The sequence below is a fragment of the Nocardia yamanashiensis genome, from assembly GCF_021183565.1.
In the GTDB taxonomy this organism is placed as follows: domain Bacteria; phylum Actinomycetota; class Actinomycetes; order Mycobacteriales; family Mycobacteriaceae; genus Nocardia; species Nocardia yamanashiensis.
The window spans coordinates 5537499-5553862 of sequence record NZ_CP089226.1 but is presented as its reverse complement, the minus strand read 5'-3'; the positions used below and the strand labels follow the sequence as shown (position 1 = coordinate 5553862).

The 16364-nt window shown below is 67.9% G+C and carries 14 protein-coding genes and 1 pseudogene; 6 read left to right on the top strand and 9 right to left on the bottom strand.

The window, feature by feature from the left end; translation table 11 throughout:
- Positions 1-14: 14 nt before the first annotated feature.
- Positions 15-1040 (top strand): tryptophan--tRNA ligase, encoded by a 1026-nt coding sequence (gene trpS / locus LTV02_RS26130; RefSeq protein WP_067720666.1) that lies wholly within the window; start codon positions 15-17, stop codon positions 1038-1040.
- Positions 1041-1080: 40 nt separating this feature from the next.
- A complete protein-coding gene (yhjD, locus tag LTV02_RS26125; RefSeq protein WP_233034490.1) occupies positions 1081-2106 on the top strand; it encodes an inner membrane protein YhjD in 1026 nt (341 codons plus the stop codon).
- A 3-nt stretch (positions 2107-2109) separates the two neighbouring features.
- Here the strand turns inward: yhjD and LTV02_RS26120 are convergent, their stop codons facing one another.
- The 3 genes from LTV02_RS26120 to LTV02_RS26110 all read right to left on the bottom strand — a co-directional run bounded on the left by LTV02_RS26120 (position 2110) and on the right by LTV02_RS26110 (position 4507).
- Positions 2110-2385, bottom strand: coding sequence for a hypothetical protein (locus LTV02_RS26120; RefSeq protein ID WP_233034488.1), 276 nt, complete (start codon positions 2383-2385; stop codon positions 2110-2112).
- Positions 2386-2497: 112 nt separating this feature from the next.
- Positions 2498-3799: a D-alanyl-D-alanine carboxypeptidase family protein gene (locus LTV02_RS26115; RefSeq protein WP_233034486.1), complete on the bottom strand. Its 1302-nt coding sequence runs from the start codon at positions 3797-3799 to the stop codon at positions 2498-2500.
- A 39-nt stretch (positions 3800-3838) separates the two neighbouring features.
- Positions 3839-4507 carry an ester cyclase gene (locus LTV02_RS26110; RefSeq protein ID WP_067720663.1) on the bottom strand — a complete coding sequence of 223 codons (669 nt, stop codon included), beginning with the start codon at positions 4505-4507 and terminating at the stop codon, positions 3839-3841.
- A gap of 163 nt (positions 4508-4670) precedes the next feature.
- Here LTV02_RS26110 and LTV02_RS26105 point away from each other — a divergent pair, with 163 nt between their 5' ends.
- Entirely contained in the window at positions 4671-6182 is a 1512-nt protein-coding gene (locus tag LTV02_RS26105; RefSeq protein ID WP_233034485.1) for an MFS transporter, read from the top strand.
- The gene (locus tag LTV02_RS26100) at positions 6172-6792 is read left to right on the top strand and encodes an acyl-CoA-like ligand-binding transcription factor (RefSeq protein ID WP_233034484.1); all 621 of its coding nucleotides are present in this window, start codon (positions 6172-6174) and stop codon (positions 6790-6792) included. Before LTV02_RS26105 ends, LTV02_RS26100 begins: the two co-directional genes overlap by 11 nt.
- On the opposite strand, the gene LTV02_RS26095 is transcribed toward LTV02_RS26100, so the two are convergent.
- Positions 6789-7673: a phenylalanine 4-monooxygenase gene (locus LTV02_RS26095; RefSeq protein ID WP_233034483.1), complete on the bottom strand. Its 885-nt coding sequence runs from the start codon at positions 7671-7673 to the stop codon at positions 6789-6791. The two genes, LTV02_RS26100 and LTV02_RS26095, sit on opposite strands and share 4 nt — an antisense overlap.
- A 243-nt stretch (positions 7674-7916) precedes the next feature.
- Between LTV02_RS26095 and LTV02_RS26090 the strand changes: the two genes are divergently transcribed.
- On the top strand, positions 7917-8789 hold the full coding sequence (locus tag LTV02_RS26090) for an ATP-binding protein (RefSeq protein ID WP_233034482.1): 873 nt from the start codon (positions 7917-7919) through the stop codon (positions 8787-8789).
- On the opposite strand, the pseudogene LTV02_RS26085 reads toward LTV02_RS26090, so the two are convergent.
- From LTV02_RS26085 to LTV02_RS26075, 3 genes and pseudogenes are all read right to left on the bottom strand, one after another.
- Positions 8770-10617 (bottom strand): annotated as a pseudogene (locus LTV02_RS26085) (CheR family methyltransferase). The gene LTV02_RS26090 and the pseudogene LTV02_RS26085 sit on opposite strands and share 20 nt — an antisense overlap.
- 6 nt (positions 10618-10623) lie before the next feature.
- Positions 10624-11619 carry a chemotaxis protein CheB gene (locus tag LTV02_RS26080; RefSeq protein ID WP_233034481.1) on the bottom strand — a complete coding sequence of 332 codons (996 nt, stop codon included), beginning with the start codon at positions 11617-11619 and terminating at the stop codon, positions 10624-10626.
- Between the two features lie 294 nt (positions 11620-11913).
- Entirely contained in the window at positions 11914-12375 is a 462-nt protein-coding gene (locus LTV02_RS26075; RefSeq protein ID WP_233034480.1) for a hypothetical protein, read from the bottom strand.
- A 124-nt stretch (positions 12376-12499) separates the two neighbouring features.
- On the opposite strand from LTV02_RS26075, the gene LTV02_RS26070 reads away from it, so the two are divergent.
- Positions 12500-13123, top strand: coding sequence for a PadR family transcriptional regulator (locus LTV02_RS26070; RefSeq protein ID WP_233034479.1), 624 nt, complete (start codon positions 12500-12502; stop codon positions 13121-13123).
- Positions 13124-13153: 30 nt separating this feature from the next.
- On the opposite strand, the gene LTV02_RS26065 is transcribed toward LTV02_RS26070, so the two are convergent.
- Positions 13154-14707, bottom strand: a complete 1554-nt coding sequence (locus LTV02_RS26065) for an alpha/beta hydrolase (protein ID WP_233034478.1) — start codon at positions 14705-14707, stop codon at positions 13154-13156.
- A gap of 69 nt (positions 14708-14776) precedes the next feature.
- Complete coding sequence (locus LTV02_RS26060; RefSeq protein WP_233034477.1) at positions 14777-16303, bottom strand: alpha/beta hydrolase; 1527 nt, start codon at positions 16301-16303, stop codon at positions 14777-14779.
- Positions 16304-16364: the final 61 nt, after the last annotated feature.

Below are 16364 nucleotides of genomic sequence, written 5' to 3'. Positions count from 1 at the left end.
GCGAAGATCGGGGCATGTCGAGTCCTGTACCAGCCGCCGAACGCAAGCAGCGGGTCCTGTCGGGGATCCAGCCGACGAGTGATTCGTTCCACCTCGGCAATTACCTTGGCGCACTGCAGAACTGGGTGCGCCTGCAGGACGATTACGACGCCTTCTACTTCATTCCGGACCTGCACGCCATCACGGTGGCGCAGGACCCGAAGGAACTGCGCAAGCGGACCAAGATCTCGGCGGCGCAGCTGTTCGCGCTCGGCGTGGATCCCAAGAAGTCGACGCTGTTCGTGCAGTCGCAGGTGCCCGAGCACGCCGAACTGGCCTGGGTGCTGAACTGCATCACCGGCTTCGGCGAGGCCAGCCGGATGACCCAGTTCAAGGACAAGTCGGTCAAGCAGGGCGCGGACAACGCGACCGTGGGCCTGTTCACCTACCCGGTGCTGATGGCCGCCGACATCCTGCTCTACCGCGCCAACCTGGTGCCGGTCGGCGAGGATCAGCGCCAGCACCTGGAGCTGACCCGGAACCTGGCGCAGCGCTTCAACACTCGTTTCAAGAAGACCTTCGTGGTGCCCGAGCCGTACATGACGACCGGCACCGCCAAGATCTACGACCTGCAGGATCCCACCTCGAAGATGAGCAAGTCGGCCAATACCGATGCCGGCCTGCTCAACCTGCTCGACGATCCCAAGGTCTCGGCCAAGAAGATCCGCTCCGCGGTGACCGACACCGAGCGTGAGATCAAGTACGACCCGGAGACCAAGCCGGGCGTGAGCAACCTGCTGGTGATCCTCAGCTCGCTCACCGACACCCCGATCGTCACGCTCGAACAGGATTACGCCGGTAAAGGCTACGGTGACCTGAAGTCGGATACCGCCGACGCTCTGGTGGAGTTCGTCACCCCACTGCGCGCGAAGGTGGAAGAATACATGTCCGACCAGGGCGAACTCGACCGCATCATCGCCGCCGGCGCGGAGCGGGCACGGGAGGTTGCCGGGAAGACGCTAGCGCAGGTGTACGACCGGGTCGGGTTCCTGGCCCGCTGATCCGGTCGCCCGCCGCGCCGAAGTGCGGAAGGTGGGCGGGTTGTTCGGCAAGGTCGTCGGGTCGGTCAAGGCGTGGATCGAGCATCAGATCCAGCGCCGGCCGTGGCTCGATCACATGGTGCGCGCGGCGGGCCGCTATCAGCGGCAGCGTGGTGACTACTACGCCGCGGGCATCACCTATTTCACGGTGCTGTCGCTGTTCCCGCTGCTGATGGTGGGTTTCGCGGCGGCGGGCTTCGTGCTCGCGCGAAACCCGGAGTGGCTCACCGACATTCAGAACAAGATCGTCGAGAACATTCCGGGCGCGGCGGGCGATTCGGTCAACGATCTGATCAACCAGGCGGTGGAATCGCGCACCGGGGTGGGTGTGATCGGCCTGCTCACCGGCGCGTACGCGGGGCTGGGCTGGATCGCCAACCTGCGCGCCGCGCTCACCGAGCAGTGGGATCAGCCGGCCAAGGAACGCAATTTCGTGGTCAGCAAGCTGTCGGATCTGCTGGCGCTGGTGGGCCTGTTCTTCGCCATCGGCGTCTCGCTCGGCCTGTCGGTGCTGGCCTCCAGCGGCCTCATCCGCACCCTGCTGAAGAAGTTCGATATCGCCGAATCCGGTTGGATCACACTGCTGCTCACGCTGCTGTCGCTGCTGCTGGCCATCGGCGCCAACTGGGCGGTGCTGGTGTGGATCATCGCTCGCATGCCGCGCCATCCGGTCACCTTCCGCAGCGCCGCGCGGGCGGCGCTGATGGCGGCCATCGCCTTCGAGGCGTTCAAGCAGCTGGCCTCGATCATCTTGAAATCGGTGGTCACCGGCCCGGCGGGCGCGGTGTTCGGCCCGATCATCGGCCTCATGGTGTTCAGCTACATCACCGCCCGCATCATCCTGTTCGCCACCGCCTGGGCGGCCACGGCCTCGGAAAACGAAGTGCCCGCGGATATTCCGCCGCCCGCTCCGGCCGTGATCGAACCCCGGGTGGCGGGGCCGGGGCTCACGGCCGGCGCGGGTGCGGCCTTGTTCGGTGCGGGAGCGATTGCGGGAGCGCTGGTTTCGGCACGACGCCGCCGCTGAGGCTCAGCGGCCGGTCATGCTCGGGGTCGAGGTCGCGCCGACCCCGTCCGCGCCGGCGGCCACCGGGCTGGGCGTGGCATTGTCGGGCTCGGTCGCCTGGACCGGCGCGGTGAAGCCGCCGGACACATTGTCGATATTCCAGCCGGCGGTGCGCGGCATGGGCGCGGACGCCAGGCCGGCGGCGGCGGTGCCCACCGACGCGGACACTCCGATGGCGCCGAAGGCGATCGCGGTGGCCGCCAACGTAACCAGTCGGCGGGTCTGGGTGGTGGATTTCATTGCTCTGCTCCTGTGGGTGACGGGCCTGTTCGGGCTTGTCATCACTGTGCGAGCGGCCACCAATGACCTACCAACGGCAAACCAATGAACCGTGCCGGACGGTATGACAACCTCAGCGGCGCCGATTCAGCCGCCGCGCGCCGGCCAGTAAAACGACCACTAAAATAACGCCGCCGACCATCAGCGTCACCCGCAGATCGCCGTGGCTCGAACTCGGCCCGCTGGCCTCGCCGCCGGTCGACTGCGGCGGACTGGCAAGCGCCACATTGGTTTCCGGCGCGGCGCTGGATTTGGTCCCGGCTGCGGTCAGCGTGCCCACGCTGCTCCCGGACGGCAGCGCGAAGCCGTAATCGAGCAGCTTCGCCGCCTGCTCGTACGGCCGGAAGGGCCGCACATCGGCCTTCAGCAGCGTGACCACCAGCCGGTGGCCGTTGCGCTGCGCGGCCGCGACGAACGTCTGCCGGGCGTCGTCGGTGAACCCGGTCTTGCCGCCGATCGCCCCGTCGTACTCGAACAGCAGGTGATTGTCGTTGGCGATGGGATAGCCCGGATGATCCTTGTCCTCGGGGTTCTTCGGATCCGCCGGATACCCCGGGAACTGCACTTCCTCGGTGTGGATCAGCTCGGCGAACAGCGGCAGCGTCATGGCGTCGCGGAAGATCGTGGACAGATCGTAGGCCGAGGTGCTCATCCCCGGCCCGTCCAGCCCGGACGGTGTCGCGGCGCGAGTGTCCAACGCCTGCAAGGCTTTCGCCCGTTCGTTCATCTTGGCCACCGCGGCCTCGTCCCCGCCCAGCTGGGCCGCGATGGCATGGGCGGCATCGTTGCCGGACGCCATGATCAGCGCCTGGAACAGCTGCCGGTTGGTGTATTTGCCGCCCGGCCCGATGCCGACCCGGGTGCCGTCGGCGTCCGCGTCCTCCTGGGTCCCGGTCACCGTCTTGTTCAGATCCAGCACCCGCAGCGCCACATCCGCGAGCAGCACCTTGATGGTGGAGGCGGGCCGGTAGCGTCCGTGCGGATCCTTGGCCGCCAGGACCTTGCCGGTATCCAGGTCCGACACCATCCACGCGGTGGCCGAGATGCCCTCCGGCACCGCGGGCGCGCCCTTGGGCAGCACCAGTCCGCAGCCGCCCAGTTCCTTGCCGCCGATCGGCGTGCTCGGCACCGGCAGCGCGGCGGGCGCGGTCTGCCCGGGCGCGGGCACCTCGGAGGCGTCGATGGGCGGCGGCGGCGCGGTCTTCTGCGGGCAGCCGTCGGTGTTCGGCGTGGTGAAAGGCGTTGTCGTGGTGGACGGTTGGCCGTGCGCCGCACCGGGTAGCGATGCGATCGACCCGCCGGCGAGGGCGGACAGGCCCACCGCCACCACGGCGGCGATGCGAAGCGAGGCGCGGTTACTCCTGCGGATGCTCATCGATCATGAGCTTAAATGCGGCCCGCCTCGCGGGTGTGATCAGCTCTGGTGCTGGACCGGGCAGCCGTGCGCCAGCGGGCCGAGCAGCTTGTTGTTGTCGTAGAAGTGCTCCAGTTCCAGAATGCGCAGGTCGTCGGAGACCTTGGCGATGGTGATGCCGGTCATCTCGATCATTTCCCCGGTCGGCTGGTGACCCTTGTACTCGCCGGTGTAGCGACCCCAGTGCCGCCATTTGAAGGTGACGGTCGGCGGGCCGGCCAGCACTTCCAGCACCTCCCAGAAGAAACCGCCGGGGAAGGCGGTGTGGAAGATGTCGTGCGAGGACTCGAAGGTCTCGCCCGCGACGTCGTAGAAGGGGTTCTCGCCGATCAGGATGTTGTAGGAGCCGATGCGGGCGAATTCCTCGGCGTCCTGCCACGGTCCGCCGTTGACCCGGCCCCGGTAGTGCTCGGCCACCAGGGAGACCCACTTGGCGGGGTCCTTCTTGTGCGAGACCTCCATCTCGAAGACCTTCACGAGTTCTTCGACGATGTGCTCGAGCGAATCGGGTGCGTGCTGGGTGCTGCGCTCGACCGGAATCACCTGCGCGCTCAAGTGGTAATCGGGCGCGCCCTCCCGCCAGTCCTCGGGGGCGGCGGCGGCGATGACGGCGTCGCGTCCTTGCAGGTGCAGGGGGGTGGCGGCGGATTCGGTTGCTTCAGCGGTCATTTGGAGCCTCGTGTTCCCAGACCCGTTGCGGGGTCCCGTAATTCAAAAACAGACCGGTGCACGTTAGCAGGCTGCAAGGTTCATGTCGCGTCAAGAATTGACAGCGTGTAGCAAATGAGAGACTCTCTCATTATCTAGTTACCATCACTTGATTGGAACTGTCATGAATGATCCCGGAGTGCGCCGCTGGCTGGCCCTCGGTGCGCTGGCCGTGGCCATGCTGACCATCGGCCTCGACGTCACCGTGCTCACCGTCGCCCTGCCCACCCTCGCCGTCGACCTGCACGCCGACACCGCCGCGCTGCAGTGGTTCAGCAGCGCGTACACCCTGGCCCTGGCCGCCGTCATGCTGCCCGCGGGCGCGCTCGGCGACCGCTACGGGCGTAAGAAGTTCCTGCTCGGGGCGCTGCTGGTGTTCGGCGCGGCCTCGCTCGCCTGTGCCTTCGCCGCCTCCTCGGGACAGCTCATCGCCGCCCGGGTGGTGCTCGGCGTGGCGGCCGCGGCCATGATCCCGCTGTCGATGGCGGTGCTGCCGGGGCTGTTCCCGGAACCGGCGCAGCGGCAGCGCGCGCTGACCATCTGGATCACCTCCACCGCCATCGGGCTGCCGCTGGGGCCGATCGTCGGCGGATGGCTGCTGCAGCACTTCTGGTGGGGCTCGGTGTTCCTGCTCAATGTGCCCATGGTGGTGATCGGCGCGACCGCGGTGGCGCTGCTGGTGCCGGAATCCCGCAGCGACAACGACTTCCGCATCGACCTGCCGGGCGTGGTGCTGTCCGCGGCCGGAATGCTCGGGCTCACTTACGGTTTCATCCGGCTGGGCGAGCAGGGCTGGGGCGATGGCGCGGGCTGGGCGGCGGTGGCGGCCGGGGTGCTGGTGCTCGGCGGGTTCCTGCTCTGGCAGCGCCGCTCGGCCAATCCGCTGATCGACGTCGGTCTCTTCGCCGCACCCGGATTCCGTTGGGGGACCGTCTATTCGGTGATCGTCAACTTCGCCATGTTCGGGTTGTTCTTCACCATGCCGCAGTACTTCCAGGCGGTGCTGGGCGCGGACGCCCTGGGCAGCGGATTGCGGCTGCTGCCGCTCATCGGCGGTCTGGCCATCGGCTCCCGGGTGGTCGACAAGGTGCTGCCCAAGGCCGGGCTGCGGGTCGTGCTCACCACCGGCTTCGCGCTGCTGGCCATCGGGCTGGGGCTGGGCGCGCTGATCACCGTGGACAGCGCGTACTGGTTCGCCGCGCTCGCCATCGCCCTGCTCGGATTCGGCATGGGATTCGTCATGCCCGCCGCCATGGGCCTGGCCATGGGTGAATTGGCCGCCGACCGCGCCGGCTCGGGATCGGCACTGCTGCAGGCGCTCCGGCAGGCCTCGGGCACCATCGGCGTCGCGGTGCTGGGGACCGTGCTGTCCACGCAGTACCGCTCGAGCCTGGGCGAGCTGAACCACGATCCGATCGCCGACGGCGTCAATGCCGGTGTCGGAGTGGCTCGTAAGCTCGGCGATCCCGCCGTGCTGCACCACGTGCAGAGCGCGTTTCTCGACGGTATGAGCGCCATGCTCTGGGTCTGCGCGGCCATCTGCCTCGCGGCCACCGTGCTGGCCGCCCTGCTCACCCGCCGGCCGGTCGCACCGGAGTCCGAGACCGATGTTGCAGAATCAGTGCATGCCGGCTGAGTCCAATCCCCAGATCACCGTGGAACCCGCGGGGCGGCACAAGCCGACCCTGCGGGAACGGAAGAAGGAACGCACCCGGCGCACCATCCGCACCGAGGCGTTCCGGCTCTTCCGGGAACAGGGGTACGGCGAGACCACCGTCGAGCAGATCGCCGAGGCCGCGGAGGTCTCGCCCAGCACCTTCTTCCGGTACTTCCCGTCCAAGGAACAGGTGGTGCTGGCCGACGACCTGGATCCGCTGATGGTCCGGGCCATCGCCACGCAGCCACGGGAGCTGCCGCTCATCGCCGCCGTGCGGGCCGCGATCGTGGAGGCGTTCGACGAGATCACCACCGCGGAACTGGAATTCGAGCGGGAACGGATGGCGCTGGTCTACTCGGTGCCGGAACTGCGCGGCGCCATGGCCCGGGAACTCGAGCGCAATATCGAGCTCATGTCGGGCATCGCCGCGGAGCGCCTGGGCCGCAGCCCGGACGATTTCGAGATCCGGGCGATGGCCGGGGCCATGACGGGGGCGATGCTGGGCGCGCTGACCGCGCAGACGCTCACCTTCGACCGCGACCAGATCCTGCGCGTGATCGATTTCCTGGCCGCCGGCATGCCGCTCTAGGCGGTCGCGGTCAGCTCCGCCACCGTGTCGTCGGTCATGGATTCGAAGAACGCCCCCACCACGTCCTCGATCTCGCCGATGGATTCCGCGCAGTACAGCACCGGCTGATAGTGCGTGATGTCGTAGACCCGGGTGCCCATCTCGCGAATGTTCAGCGGGCGCAGTTCGGCCTCCCGGAATTCCTCGATCTCGCCGTACGAGGACAGCAGGCCCGCACCGTAGCAACGGATTTCACCGTGTTCGCGCAGCACGCCGAATTCCATCGAGAACCAGAACACGTCGGCCAGGAACTTGAGCGCGGTGTCGGAGGTGAGGCGGGCGACCGCCGCGCCCACGGTCTCGTACAGCGCCGCGAACCGCGGACTCGCCAATTGATTGGCGTGCCCGAGGATTTCGTGCACCGCATCCGGTTCGGGCGTGTACAGCGGCGCGGAATGATGGCGAATGTACTGGGTGGAATGGAACACCCGGTCGGCGAAGGAGCCGAAGAACTCCCGCAGCGGCACCAGCCCGGCGGCCGGCACATAGCGGAAGCCGGTGAGCGGCACCAGTTTCGCCGACACCTCGTCCAATTGCGGAATGCGATCGGCGGGCAGCCCCAGCCGGTTCGCCGCCTCGATCACTTCGGCGCACGCGTATTTCGCGCGTTTGCGCGCCAGTTCGGCGGACACGATCCGCCACACTTCCTGTTCCTCGCCGGTGTATTCGACCCGCGGCACCGGTTCGCCGGCTCGGTAGCCCAGGGCGAGAGCGGCAATCGCATTGCGGCGGGCGCGATAGTCGGCGTCGTGCACACCGGGATGCTCGTCGCTCAGATGCACGGTGACATCGCCGTCGGCCCCTGTGGTGACCGGAGAATACAGCTGAGCTTCGGTGAACATACCTCGATGCAAGCACCGTAATGTGATCGCGACAACAAACCCCCGTGTAGCTGGACAATTTGTCTAGCTGGGCGGCTCGGTGCGAGCCGGTGACGGCGGTACTCCGGCCGGCGACTGTGCACTGCGCGTACGAGCGGCCGAGACCGGCGTTATCGGGCGAATTCCGGTTGTGGGCCGATCGGGTGGGTATCTCCTTACTGTGAACCGCATGCACCCGGAGTGATCCTTTCGGTGCAGTCGACGGTGAGATTTACCGGAATCGCCCGCGCGACAACGGCGTTCGCGGGCAGTCGCGAAGCGGTACGCGAGAGTGATGTGGTGGGGCAAGTGCTGGGTGGGCCGGAGATCCGGTGGGATCGATTGGAGTTATGGGGCTGCGCGGTCGTCACGCCACGCGGTGAGCTGAACTCGGCTGTCTATCGGAATTTCACCGATGACCTGGTTAAATTCACCGTCGACGAGCCGCGGGCGGTGATCGTCGTACTGGACGAGCTGGTCATACGCGCCGAGCCGCTGCTGACCGCCTTCTCCAGCGCCTGGATGCGAGTCGGTGACTGGCCAGGCGTGCCCATCGTGCTGGTCGCCAAGGACCCAGACCGGTGTGCCAGGTTGCGCCACACCGCCCTGCATCGGTTCGTACCGGTCTACAGTTCGCTGACCGAAGCCTTCGCGACGCTCGGTCATCCGCCGGTGCGCCGGCGCAGCGGTATCGAATTGCCGCCGACCGCCGAAAGCGCCCAGCTCGCGCGCCGTTTCGTCGAGGAGACCTGCGCGCATTGGGAGCTCGCCGAGGTGCGCGCCGACGCCCTGCTGGTGGTCACCGAACTGGTCGAGAACTCTTTCCTGCACAGCCGGGTCGCCGCCGATATACAGGTGCGGCTGGAATATCGCTCCGGCCTGTTCACCGTCGCGGTGGCCGACTCCGACCCGCGCGAAGCCGTGCTGCGCGAGCCCGCACCCGGCTCGTCACGGTGCTACGGCCTGCACGTGGTGGCCCGGCTGGCCGGCGCCTGGGGCTGCACGCCGCGCTGGCCGACCGGCAAGGTGGTGTGGGCGGTGCTGGCCGCCGGCCCGCGCCGCCGGTACCTGCACGGTCTCAATTCCCTGCCGCCGTAGCGGTTTCCGCATCTCCGCTGCCGAGCGGTTCCATGACCAGGATCGCTCCGGTGGCGGCGCCGGACCGATCGCGCAGCGAGGTGCACACCACCCGCACCGTCACGCTGCGCCCGCGCCGGTTCACCCCGTCCAGCTTGATCTCGCAGTGATAGTTCGGATCGCTGAGCGCGGGCCGCACCACCGGACGCAGTTCGGCCACCGGCAATCCGATATCCAGATTCAGCAGATGCTCGCCTTCCGCCTCGTCCGAACGCATGCCTCACAGGTTCTCGGCTCCGCTGTTCCACACCACGATCCGCATGGAGCTGTCGATCACCGCCACACCGGCCGGCCACGAGCTCATCACGGCGGCGAAGAACTCGTTCACCTCGTCGAGTTCGCTGCTGCGCTCCCGCAATTCCTGATTGATGGTCTGCAACTCGTCATTGGTGGACTGGAGTTCCTCGTTCGTCGTCTCCAGCTCCTCCACCGTGGACTGGAGTTCCTCATTGGTGGTCTCCAGCTCCTCATTGGTGGACTGCAACTCCTCGTACGCCGACTCGCGTTGCTGATTGGCGCGATTCAGCTCGGTGAGCAGCCGCCGGGTCGCCGTCACATCGTGGAAGACCAGCGACACCCCGAGCGCGATATCGTCGGCCACCAGCGGACTCACATGTACCTCCAAGGCCAGCACTTCGCCCGGCCCGCGCTGCCATTCGATGTCCTTGATGCGCAGCGCCCGCCGCTCGGTCCGCACCTGATCGATGTAGCCGCGCAGTTCCACCGGACGGTAGGACAGCTCCAGATCCCGTAGCGGACGGCCGATATCGCGATCGGTCAGCCCGAACAGATGCTTCGCCTGCTGGTTGGCCAGCGCCACCACGTCGTCGCCGTTCAGCACCACCTGCGAGACGGGGCCGGTCGAAAAGGCCATGCTCCGCAATGTCTCCACCTGATCCATCTCGCGGCGGTCGGGCACCAGCGCGCGACCGAACACCGATCCCACATCCACCCGCGAGGTCGGCACCTTGCGGAAGACGCGGCGCTTGAGGTCCACCGGATCGAAGATGCGGCTGTGCGAGAGCAGCATCTCCGCCTTGCCGAGGAACAGCATTCCCCGTGGGGCCAAGGCGAAATGGAACTTGTCCAGGATCTTGGTCTGGGTTTCGGCATTGAAGTACATCAGGGTGTTGCGGCAGGCCAGCATGTCGATGCGGGAGATCGGGGCGTCCTGCACCAGATCGTTGCGGCCGAAGATGACCGAGCGGCGCAGATCCTTGCGGAAGGAGTAGCGCCCGCCGATCGGTTCGAAATAGCGCTGAACCAGATCCGGCCCCAGCGGATGCACTTCCTTCTCGCTGTAGACCGCGTGCCGGGCGGTGGTGAGCGCCTCCTCGTCCACATCGGTGGCGTAGATCTTCACCCGCTGCCGGAACTCGTCGATGCCGAGCACTTCCGCCAGCACGATGGCCAGCCCGTACGCCTCCTCGCCGGACGCGCAGCCCGCGCACCACACCCGCACCGGTTCCTCCGGACCGCGTTCGGCCAGCATGGTCGGCACCACCTGGGTCTGCAGGTACTCCCAGGCGTCGGCATCGCGGAAGAAGCCGGTGACATTGATCAGGATGGTGTTGAACAGCGCCACGAACTCGTCCGAATTGGCTTGCAGCACATCCAGATACTCGACGTAGTCCTCCACGCCGAGCTGGGACAGCCGCCGGTCCACCCGGCGCATGAGACTGCTGCGTTTGTAGCCGGTGAAATCGAAACCACGGGCTTCCTTGAGGTACTGCAGGATCTCCTCGAAGCCGTGCGCTGGGCGGGGCGGGTTTTCCTGGTCCACAGGCATAACGTACTAGCCCGGCCGCTCGTTTCCACGCCCGACCAGCAGCTTCCGGATGACTTCCGCAGCATGGCCGTGTTCGGACCCCTGATCGGCGAAGCGCGCGGCCAGGGCCGAATCGCCGAAACGCCTGGCATCGTCGTGCATTCGCTCCGCCAGCTGCTGCTTCTCCTGCAGCGCCCGCAGCGCCGTCCACAGCGCCTTCTCCACCTCCAGGTCCTGTTCGGTCAGCAAGGCTTCGGCCGACCAGGCGTGGCCGACGCGGCAGCGGTAGCGCAGGCCGTCGGCGAGCGAGTACAGCGAACCGCTGCAGTCGGGACAGGTCAATCCGGATGGTGTCGCCATTGCCTCCACCCCGTTCCGGCCGGTGTGGGAACCGGCATCGATATAGGCCTCGATTCGGTCCAGTTCGGACAGTGGGGGCGGCGGCAGCACCGACCGGCGCTGCTTCAGGATCTCCGCCAGCGCTCCGCCGAGCTCGGCCGCCGGCAGCACCAGATCCACCGCCACGTGCGCCAGCGCGCTCGCCGGCATCCCGCGATACAGCGATTCCTCCGGATCCTGCACCGCGGCCAGCCCGCCCTGGCGCTTGACCAGCATCAGCCCGGCCGTGCCGTCGTCCAGCGAACCCGACAGCACCACGCCGGCCACCCGCGGGCCCCATTCCACCGCCGCCGAACGGAACAACGCGTCCACGCCCGGCCGGTGCCCGTTCTCGGAAGGGCCGCGCGACAAGCGGATACGGCCGTCGCGTACCAGCAGATGGTGGTCCGGCACGGCGGTGTGGATGCGCGCCCGCTCCAGCACCATGCCGTCCCCGGCGGGTACCGCGGGCAAGGGGCCGGACCGGCCGAGAATGGGGGCGAGCGCGCTCACGCCGCGTGGCGGCATGTGCAGCACCACCAGGACGGCGGCGGCCAGATCTTCGGGCAGGCCGCGCACGAACTCCCGCAGCGCTTCGACACCACCGGCCGAGGCGCCGACCACGATCAGATCAGCGGGTTCCATACCGGGCCTCCTCTCGATAGGTAGGCCCTGGTTACCTCACGCTACGCCCCAGCACCGTTGGGGGTGTACCCATCGGCGGGCGGCTGAAGCGCTGTGAGGTGGATGGGGCGTGCCTGGAAGCGCCAGCGCTGTCGACGGCGGATGCGCCGGAGGTGGCGGTGCGGTCCGGCGGCGAACGAAAGCCGCCCGCGTCATCGGACGCGAGCGGCTTTCATTGTGGCTCTTCATTTCCGAGCGCCTGCTGCGGTCTTCGACCCGGAATCGGTTGCAGCCGAATCCGTTCCGCCGCCGGGATCAGCGCGGGGCGTTGGCCGGGTCGACCAGCGTCGGGGTGCGGCCTTCCTTGCGGGCGCGCTTGGCGTCCTCGAAGAACTCGCGGCTGAAAAGCGCGGACAGTACGGCGATTCCGGCGCGATGCACCCGGAACTCGCTGGTCTTGGCGGTGCCGGTGAGCCGGATGACGCGGCCCGCGGCAGCCTTCGGCCGGGCGAAGTCCTTGACCCGGCCGCGCCCGGTCCACTCCAGCTCGGACTGGTCGATGACGGCGTCGTCGGGAACCAGCAGCTTGACCATGGCGTGGTCGAGGTCCGCGTGGATGACGATCTCGTCCTCGCCGGCGATGCGCGGCGAGCGGAGGTCGATGACGGCCGAGCCGTAGCGGGCCTTCACGTCGAAGCGGTCGGCGGCGGTCCAGTCGCCCAGGTGCTTGGTGGTCTCGTGATCGGTGTGGATCTTGACGGGGGTGGTGGTGCTCATGGCCTCGGTCCTTTCGGATGCGGTGTGGTCGAGTTCGCCTGCTCATCAATAGTGGCATATGAACTAGTTTCGAAGCAACTAGTTTATGGGAATCTAGTTGTCCGCAACCTAGTAGGATGGGGGTATGACGGCATCGGCGCAGGCCAAGACGCAGATCAAGAGCTCACCGCTCGCCATGGCGGTGCTCGGCATCCTGCACCTCGAGCCCATGCACCCCTATGCCATCCAGCGGCGCATCAAGGAATGGGGCAAGGACAAGGTCGTGAACGTCGGCCAGCGCGCCCAGCTGTACAAGACCATCGCCCGCTTGCAGGACGCCGGCCTGGTCGCCGTCCGTGAAACCGGCCGCGACCAGCAGTACCCGGAACGCACCGTCTACGAGATCACCGACGCCGGCCGCGCCGCCTGCGGCACCTGGCTGGCCGACATGATCGCCAAGCCCCGCAACGAATTCCCGGAGTTCCCCGCCGCCCTGTCCTTCGTCATGCTCCTCGGCCCCGGCGGAGCCCGCATCGAACTCGAACGCCGCGCGAAATCCCTACGCGCCCAACTGGATGAGATGGACGCCGACGCCGCTCAGGCCGCGCAGATGAATCTCCCGCGGGTCGTCGTACTCGAGGACGAATACCTGCGCGCCATCGCCGAAGCCGAACTGCGCTGGGTGGACGGCGTGGTCGCCGACCTTGCCGCCGGAACCCTCACCTGGTCGTGGGAATCGCTTGCCCCGCATCGGGATTCCTCGTCCTGACGCCGCGACGGGCGATGTCGTCGAACCCCGTCAGGCGGCGGGGCAGCGCAGGTCGGCCGGGGGCGGGGTGAGGACGGTCAGGTAGTGGGTGACGGTCTCGTCGATGCAGGTGGAGCCGACGCCGACGACGCCGTGCCGGTAATCCTCGTAGGTGATGAGCGCCGCGCCGAGCTGCTCGGACAGGGCGATGCCACCGTTGTACGGGGCCACCGGATCTCCGGTCGCGGCGATCACGACCGTCTTGGGCAGGCCGGAGATCTCCGGGGTGTGCGGGAGGCGGTCTGCGGGGAGCGGCCAGAAAGCGCAGGCGTCCAAGGGCACCTCGCCGGTGGCGCGGCCGTCGTCGAAGGCGGGGGCGGCGGCGCGGGTCTTGCGATCGCGCTCGACGGCCCCGGCGCGGTCGGTGGGCGTGTGCTCTTCGCGGCACAGCACCACCTTCTGCATATCGCGGTCGGCGGTGCCGGTGGCGGCGAAATCGGCCCAGTACAACAGGGTGTCGCCGCGGCCCGTTGCGAGCTCGCGCAGTCCCGCGTTGATGGTCTGCCACGAAACCGGGCTGTAGAGAAGCACTTTCACCGCATCCACGGCATCGCGGTAGCCGAGGGTGCGGCCCACGCCGGCGGCCGGATGCTCGCGCAGCGGATTCACTAGGGCTCGAAAGGTTTCCGTGGTGCGGGCGGGATCGGACCCGAGCGGGCAGTCCGGGGATTTCACGCACCAGGCGGCGTAGGCGTCGAACGCGCGCTGCATGGCCGCGGGGCGGCGTTCCGCGTCGTCGATGTCGGCCGTCGCGTCGATGCCGCCGTCGAGCACCATGGCGCGCACGCGATCCGGGAAGAGTTCGGCAATGGTGGAACCGATGCGGGTGCCGTACGAGGAACCGAGATAGGTCAGCTTCTTGTCGCCGAGCGCGGCGCGAATGACATCCATGTCCCGCGCCGTCTCGATCGTGCCGATATGGGACAGCACTTCGGTTCCGGTGCGCTCCACGCACTTCGCGACGAAGTCCTTGCGCCGCTGCTCCGTGGCGGCGATACCGGCGGGGGAGTAGTCGAGGTCGGCGTCATTGCGCTCGGCCGCGAATTCCTCGGCGGTGCGGCACATGACCTTCGGCGTCGACGCGCCCACCCCGCGCACATCGATGCCGATCAGATCGAATTGTTCCGCCAGGGCGGTCGGCGCGAGCAGCAGCGGCCGGGTCAGCCCCGCCCCTCCCGGCCCGCCCGGATTGGTCAGCAGCGAACCGATGCGCTGCCCCCAGGCCGGCGCCCGCGACACCGCGATCTGCGCTGTAGCGCCCCCGGGATCGTCGTAATCCAGCGGCACGGTGATCCGCGCACAGGTGATCCGCCACTGCGCCAACCCCTGCGCGCCCGCGAACCCGTCGCACGACCCCCACTCGACGTGCTGGCTGTAGAACCGCTCCAACCCCGAATCCGAAGCGCCGCCCACGATTCCGCATCCGGCCGAGAACAGGAGCGCCGTCAGGCACAGCCGCAGCCATCTCGTCCCCAACGCACACGGTTTCGCGGCTGTCGCACGCGACCGGCCGGGTCGTCCGGCCCCATCGTGCTCTTCGATCATCGGCTCCCCCTCGAATCCTGGTCCGGTCCATGGTGCCCGGAACCGGAGGACGGGGCGGGAGCGGATCCGCTACTGCTGTGCGGGGCAGTGTAGATCGGCGGGCGGCGGCGTGAGATCCACCAGATAGCGTGTCACCGGATCGTCGACGCACGCCACACCTTGACCGTAGATCCCGTGCTGCACGCCCTGGTAGGTCACCATGGACGCTCCGAGCGCTTGCGCCAGCTTCACCCCGCCCGCGTACGGCGTCGCCGGATCGCCGGTCACGCCGACCACCACGACCTTCGGCAGGCCAGTGACATCGGGGACGTGCGGCTGCCCGGTCACCGGCAGCGGCCACAGTCCGCAGACGTCCAGCGGAGCCTGATCGCCCGGCGCATGTCCGTCGTCGAATATCGGTGCGGCGGCGCGGATCCGGTGGTCGAGGTCGGCGGCGGCCGCGCGATCGGTGATCCGTTTGTCCTCGCGGCACAGCACCGCCTGGTTCAGGTCCAATTCGACGGCCCCGCCATCGAAGAACACGTCGGACAGCCGGATCAGAAGGTCGCCGCGGCCTCGGCTCAGTTCGGTCAATCCCTTGGTGAGCGCCGGCCAGCTCTGGGAACTGAACAGCGCGCCCTTCGCGCCGATCACCGCGTCCGCATAGCCCAGGGTGCGCTCGCCGCCGGCCGGAACCGAGTGTTCTATCAGCGGATTCACCAGCGCACGGAACCTTTCGGTAGCCCGCGCGGGGTCCGTGCCGACCGGGCAGTCGGCGGTCTTCGCGCAGTCCGCCGCGTACGCCTCGAACGCGTGCTGGAAGCCCGCCAGATAGGTCACGGGATCGACCATGTAGTCATTGGGGTCCACTCCGCCGTCGAGCACCATGGCCCGCACTCGCGCCGGAAACAGCTCGGCGATGGTGGAGCCGAGCCGCGTCCCGTAGGACCCGCCGTAGAAATTCAGCTTCTCGTCACCGAGCGCCGCCCGGATGACATCGAAATCCCTTGCCACGTCGGCGGTTCCGACATGTGCGAGGAAATCCAGCCCGGTCCGCTCCACGCACCGGTTCACCAGGTCCTGGTTCTCGCGCTCGGTCTGCGCGATCCCGGCGGGGGAGTAGTCGATATCCAGATCCACCCGCTCGGCCGCGGTCTCCTCCGGCGTATGGCACACCACCTTCGGTGTGGAAGACCCGAGCCCGCGCACATCCACCCCGATCAGGTCGAAGCGTTGCGCCACCGCCGTTTTCGACAGCAACACCGGAATCGACGCCAGCCCGAGCCCGCCCGGCCCACCCGGATTGGTCAGCAGCGAACCGACTTTCGCCCCACTCGCGGGCAATTTCGAGACGGCGATCTGCGCCGTAGCGCCCCCGGGCTTCTCGTAGTCCACCGGTACGGTGACCTTCGCGCACTGCATCCCCGCCGCGGAAAGCTCCTTCTCACCGGAGAATCCGGCACAGGACCCCCAATGCACTTCCTGCTCGTAATACAGATTCATTCCCGAATCGCTCTTACCATCGGTGCTTTCGCATCCGGCGGCGGCCAGCAGCACCCCGGCCACCGTGATACGCAGCCATGAACCAGCTTTCGTTCGCCGACCCTGGGCGACCATCGACTCCCCCTCGTTCTCGATCTCTGTATTCAGTGTGCCCGACACGCGAAAGGCGCCCGGC

Bases quoted from the DNA above. Each gene is read 5' to 3' on its own strand.
- LTV02_RS26105 (WP_233034485.1), top strand. From the start codon at position 4,671: ATGAATGATCCCGGAGTGCGCCGCTGGCTGGCCCTCGGTGCGCTGGCC.
- LTV02_RS26060 (WP_233034477.1), bottom strand. From the start codon at position 16,303: ATGGTCGCCCAGGGTCGGCGAACGAAAGCTGGTTCATGGCTGCGTATC.
- LTV02_RS26115 (WP_233034486.1), bottom strand. From the start codon at position 3,799: ATGAGCATCCGCAGGAGTAACCGCGCCTCGCTTCGCATCGCCGCCGTG.
- LTV02_RS26065 (WP_233034478.1), bottom strand. From the start codon at position 14,707: ATGATCGAAGAGCACGATGGGGCCGGACGACCCGGCCGGTCGCGTGCG.
- LTV02_RS26110 (WP_067720663.1), bottom strand. From the start codon at position 4,507: ATGACCGCTGAAGCAACCGAATCCGCCGCCACCCCCCTGCACCTGCAA.
- LTV02_RS26120 (WP_233034488.1), bottom strand. From the start codon at position 2,385: ATGAAATCCACCACCCAGACCCGCCGACTGGTTACGTTGGCGGCCACC.
- LTV02_RS26080 (WP_233034481.1), bottom strand. From the start codon at position 11,619: ATGGAACCCGCTGATCTGATCGTGGTCGGCGCCTCGGCCGGTGGTGTC.
- LTV02_RS26075 (WP_233034480.1), bottom strand. From the start codon at position 12,375: ATGAGCACCACCACCCCCGTCAAGATCCACACCGATCACGAGACCACC.
- LTV02_RS26095 (WP_233034483.1), bottom strand. From the start codon at position 7,673: ATGTTCACCGAAGCTCAGCTGTATTCTCCGGTCACCACAGGGGCCGAC.
- LTV02_RS26070 (WP_233034479.1), top strand. From the start codon at position 12,500: ATGACGGCATCGGCGCAGGCCAAGACGCAGATCAAGAGCTCACCGCTC.
- trpS (WP_067720666.1), top strand. From the start codon at position 15: ATGTCGAGTCCTGTACCAGCCGCCGAACGCAAGCAGCGGGTCCTGTCG.
- LTV02_RS26100 (WP_233034484.1), top strand. From the start codon at position 6,172: ATGCCGGCTGAGTCCAATCCCCAGATCACCGTGGAACCCGCGGGGCGG.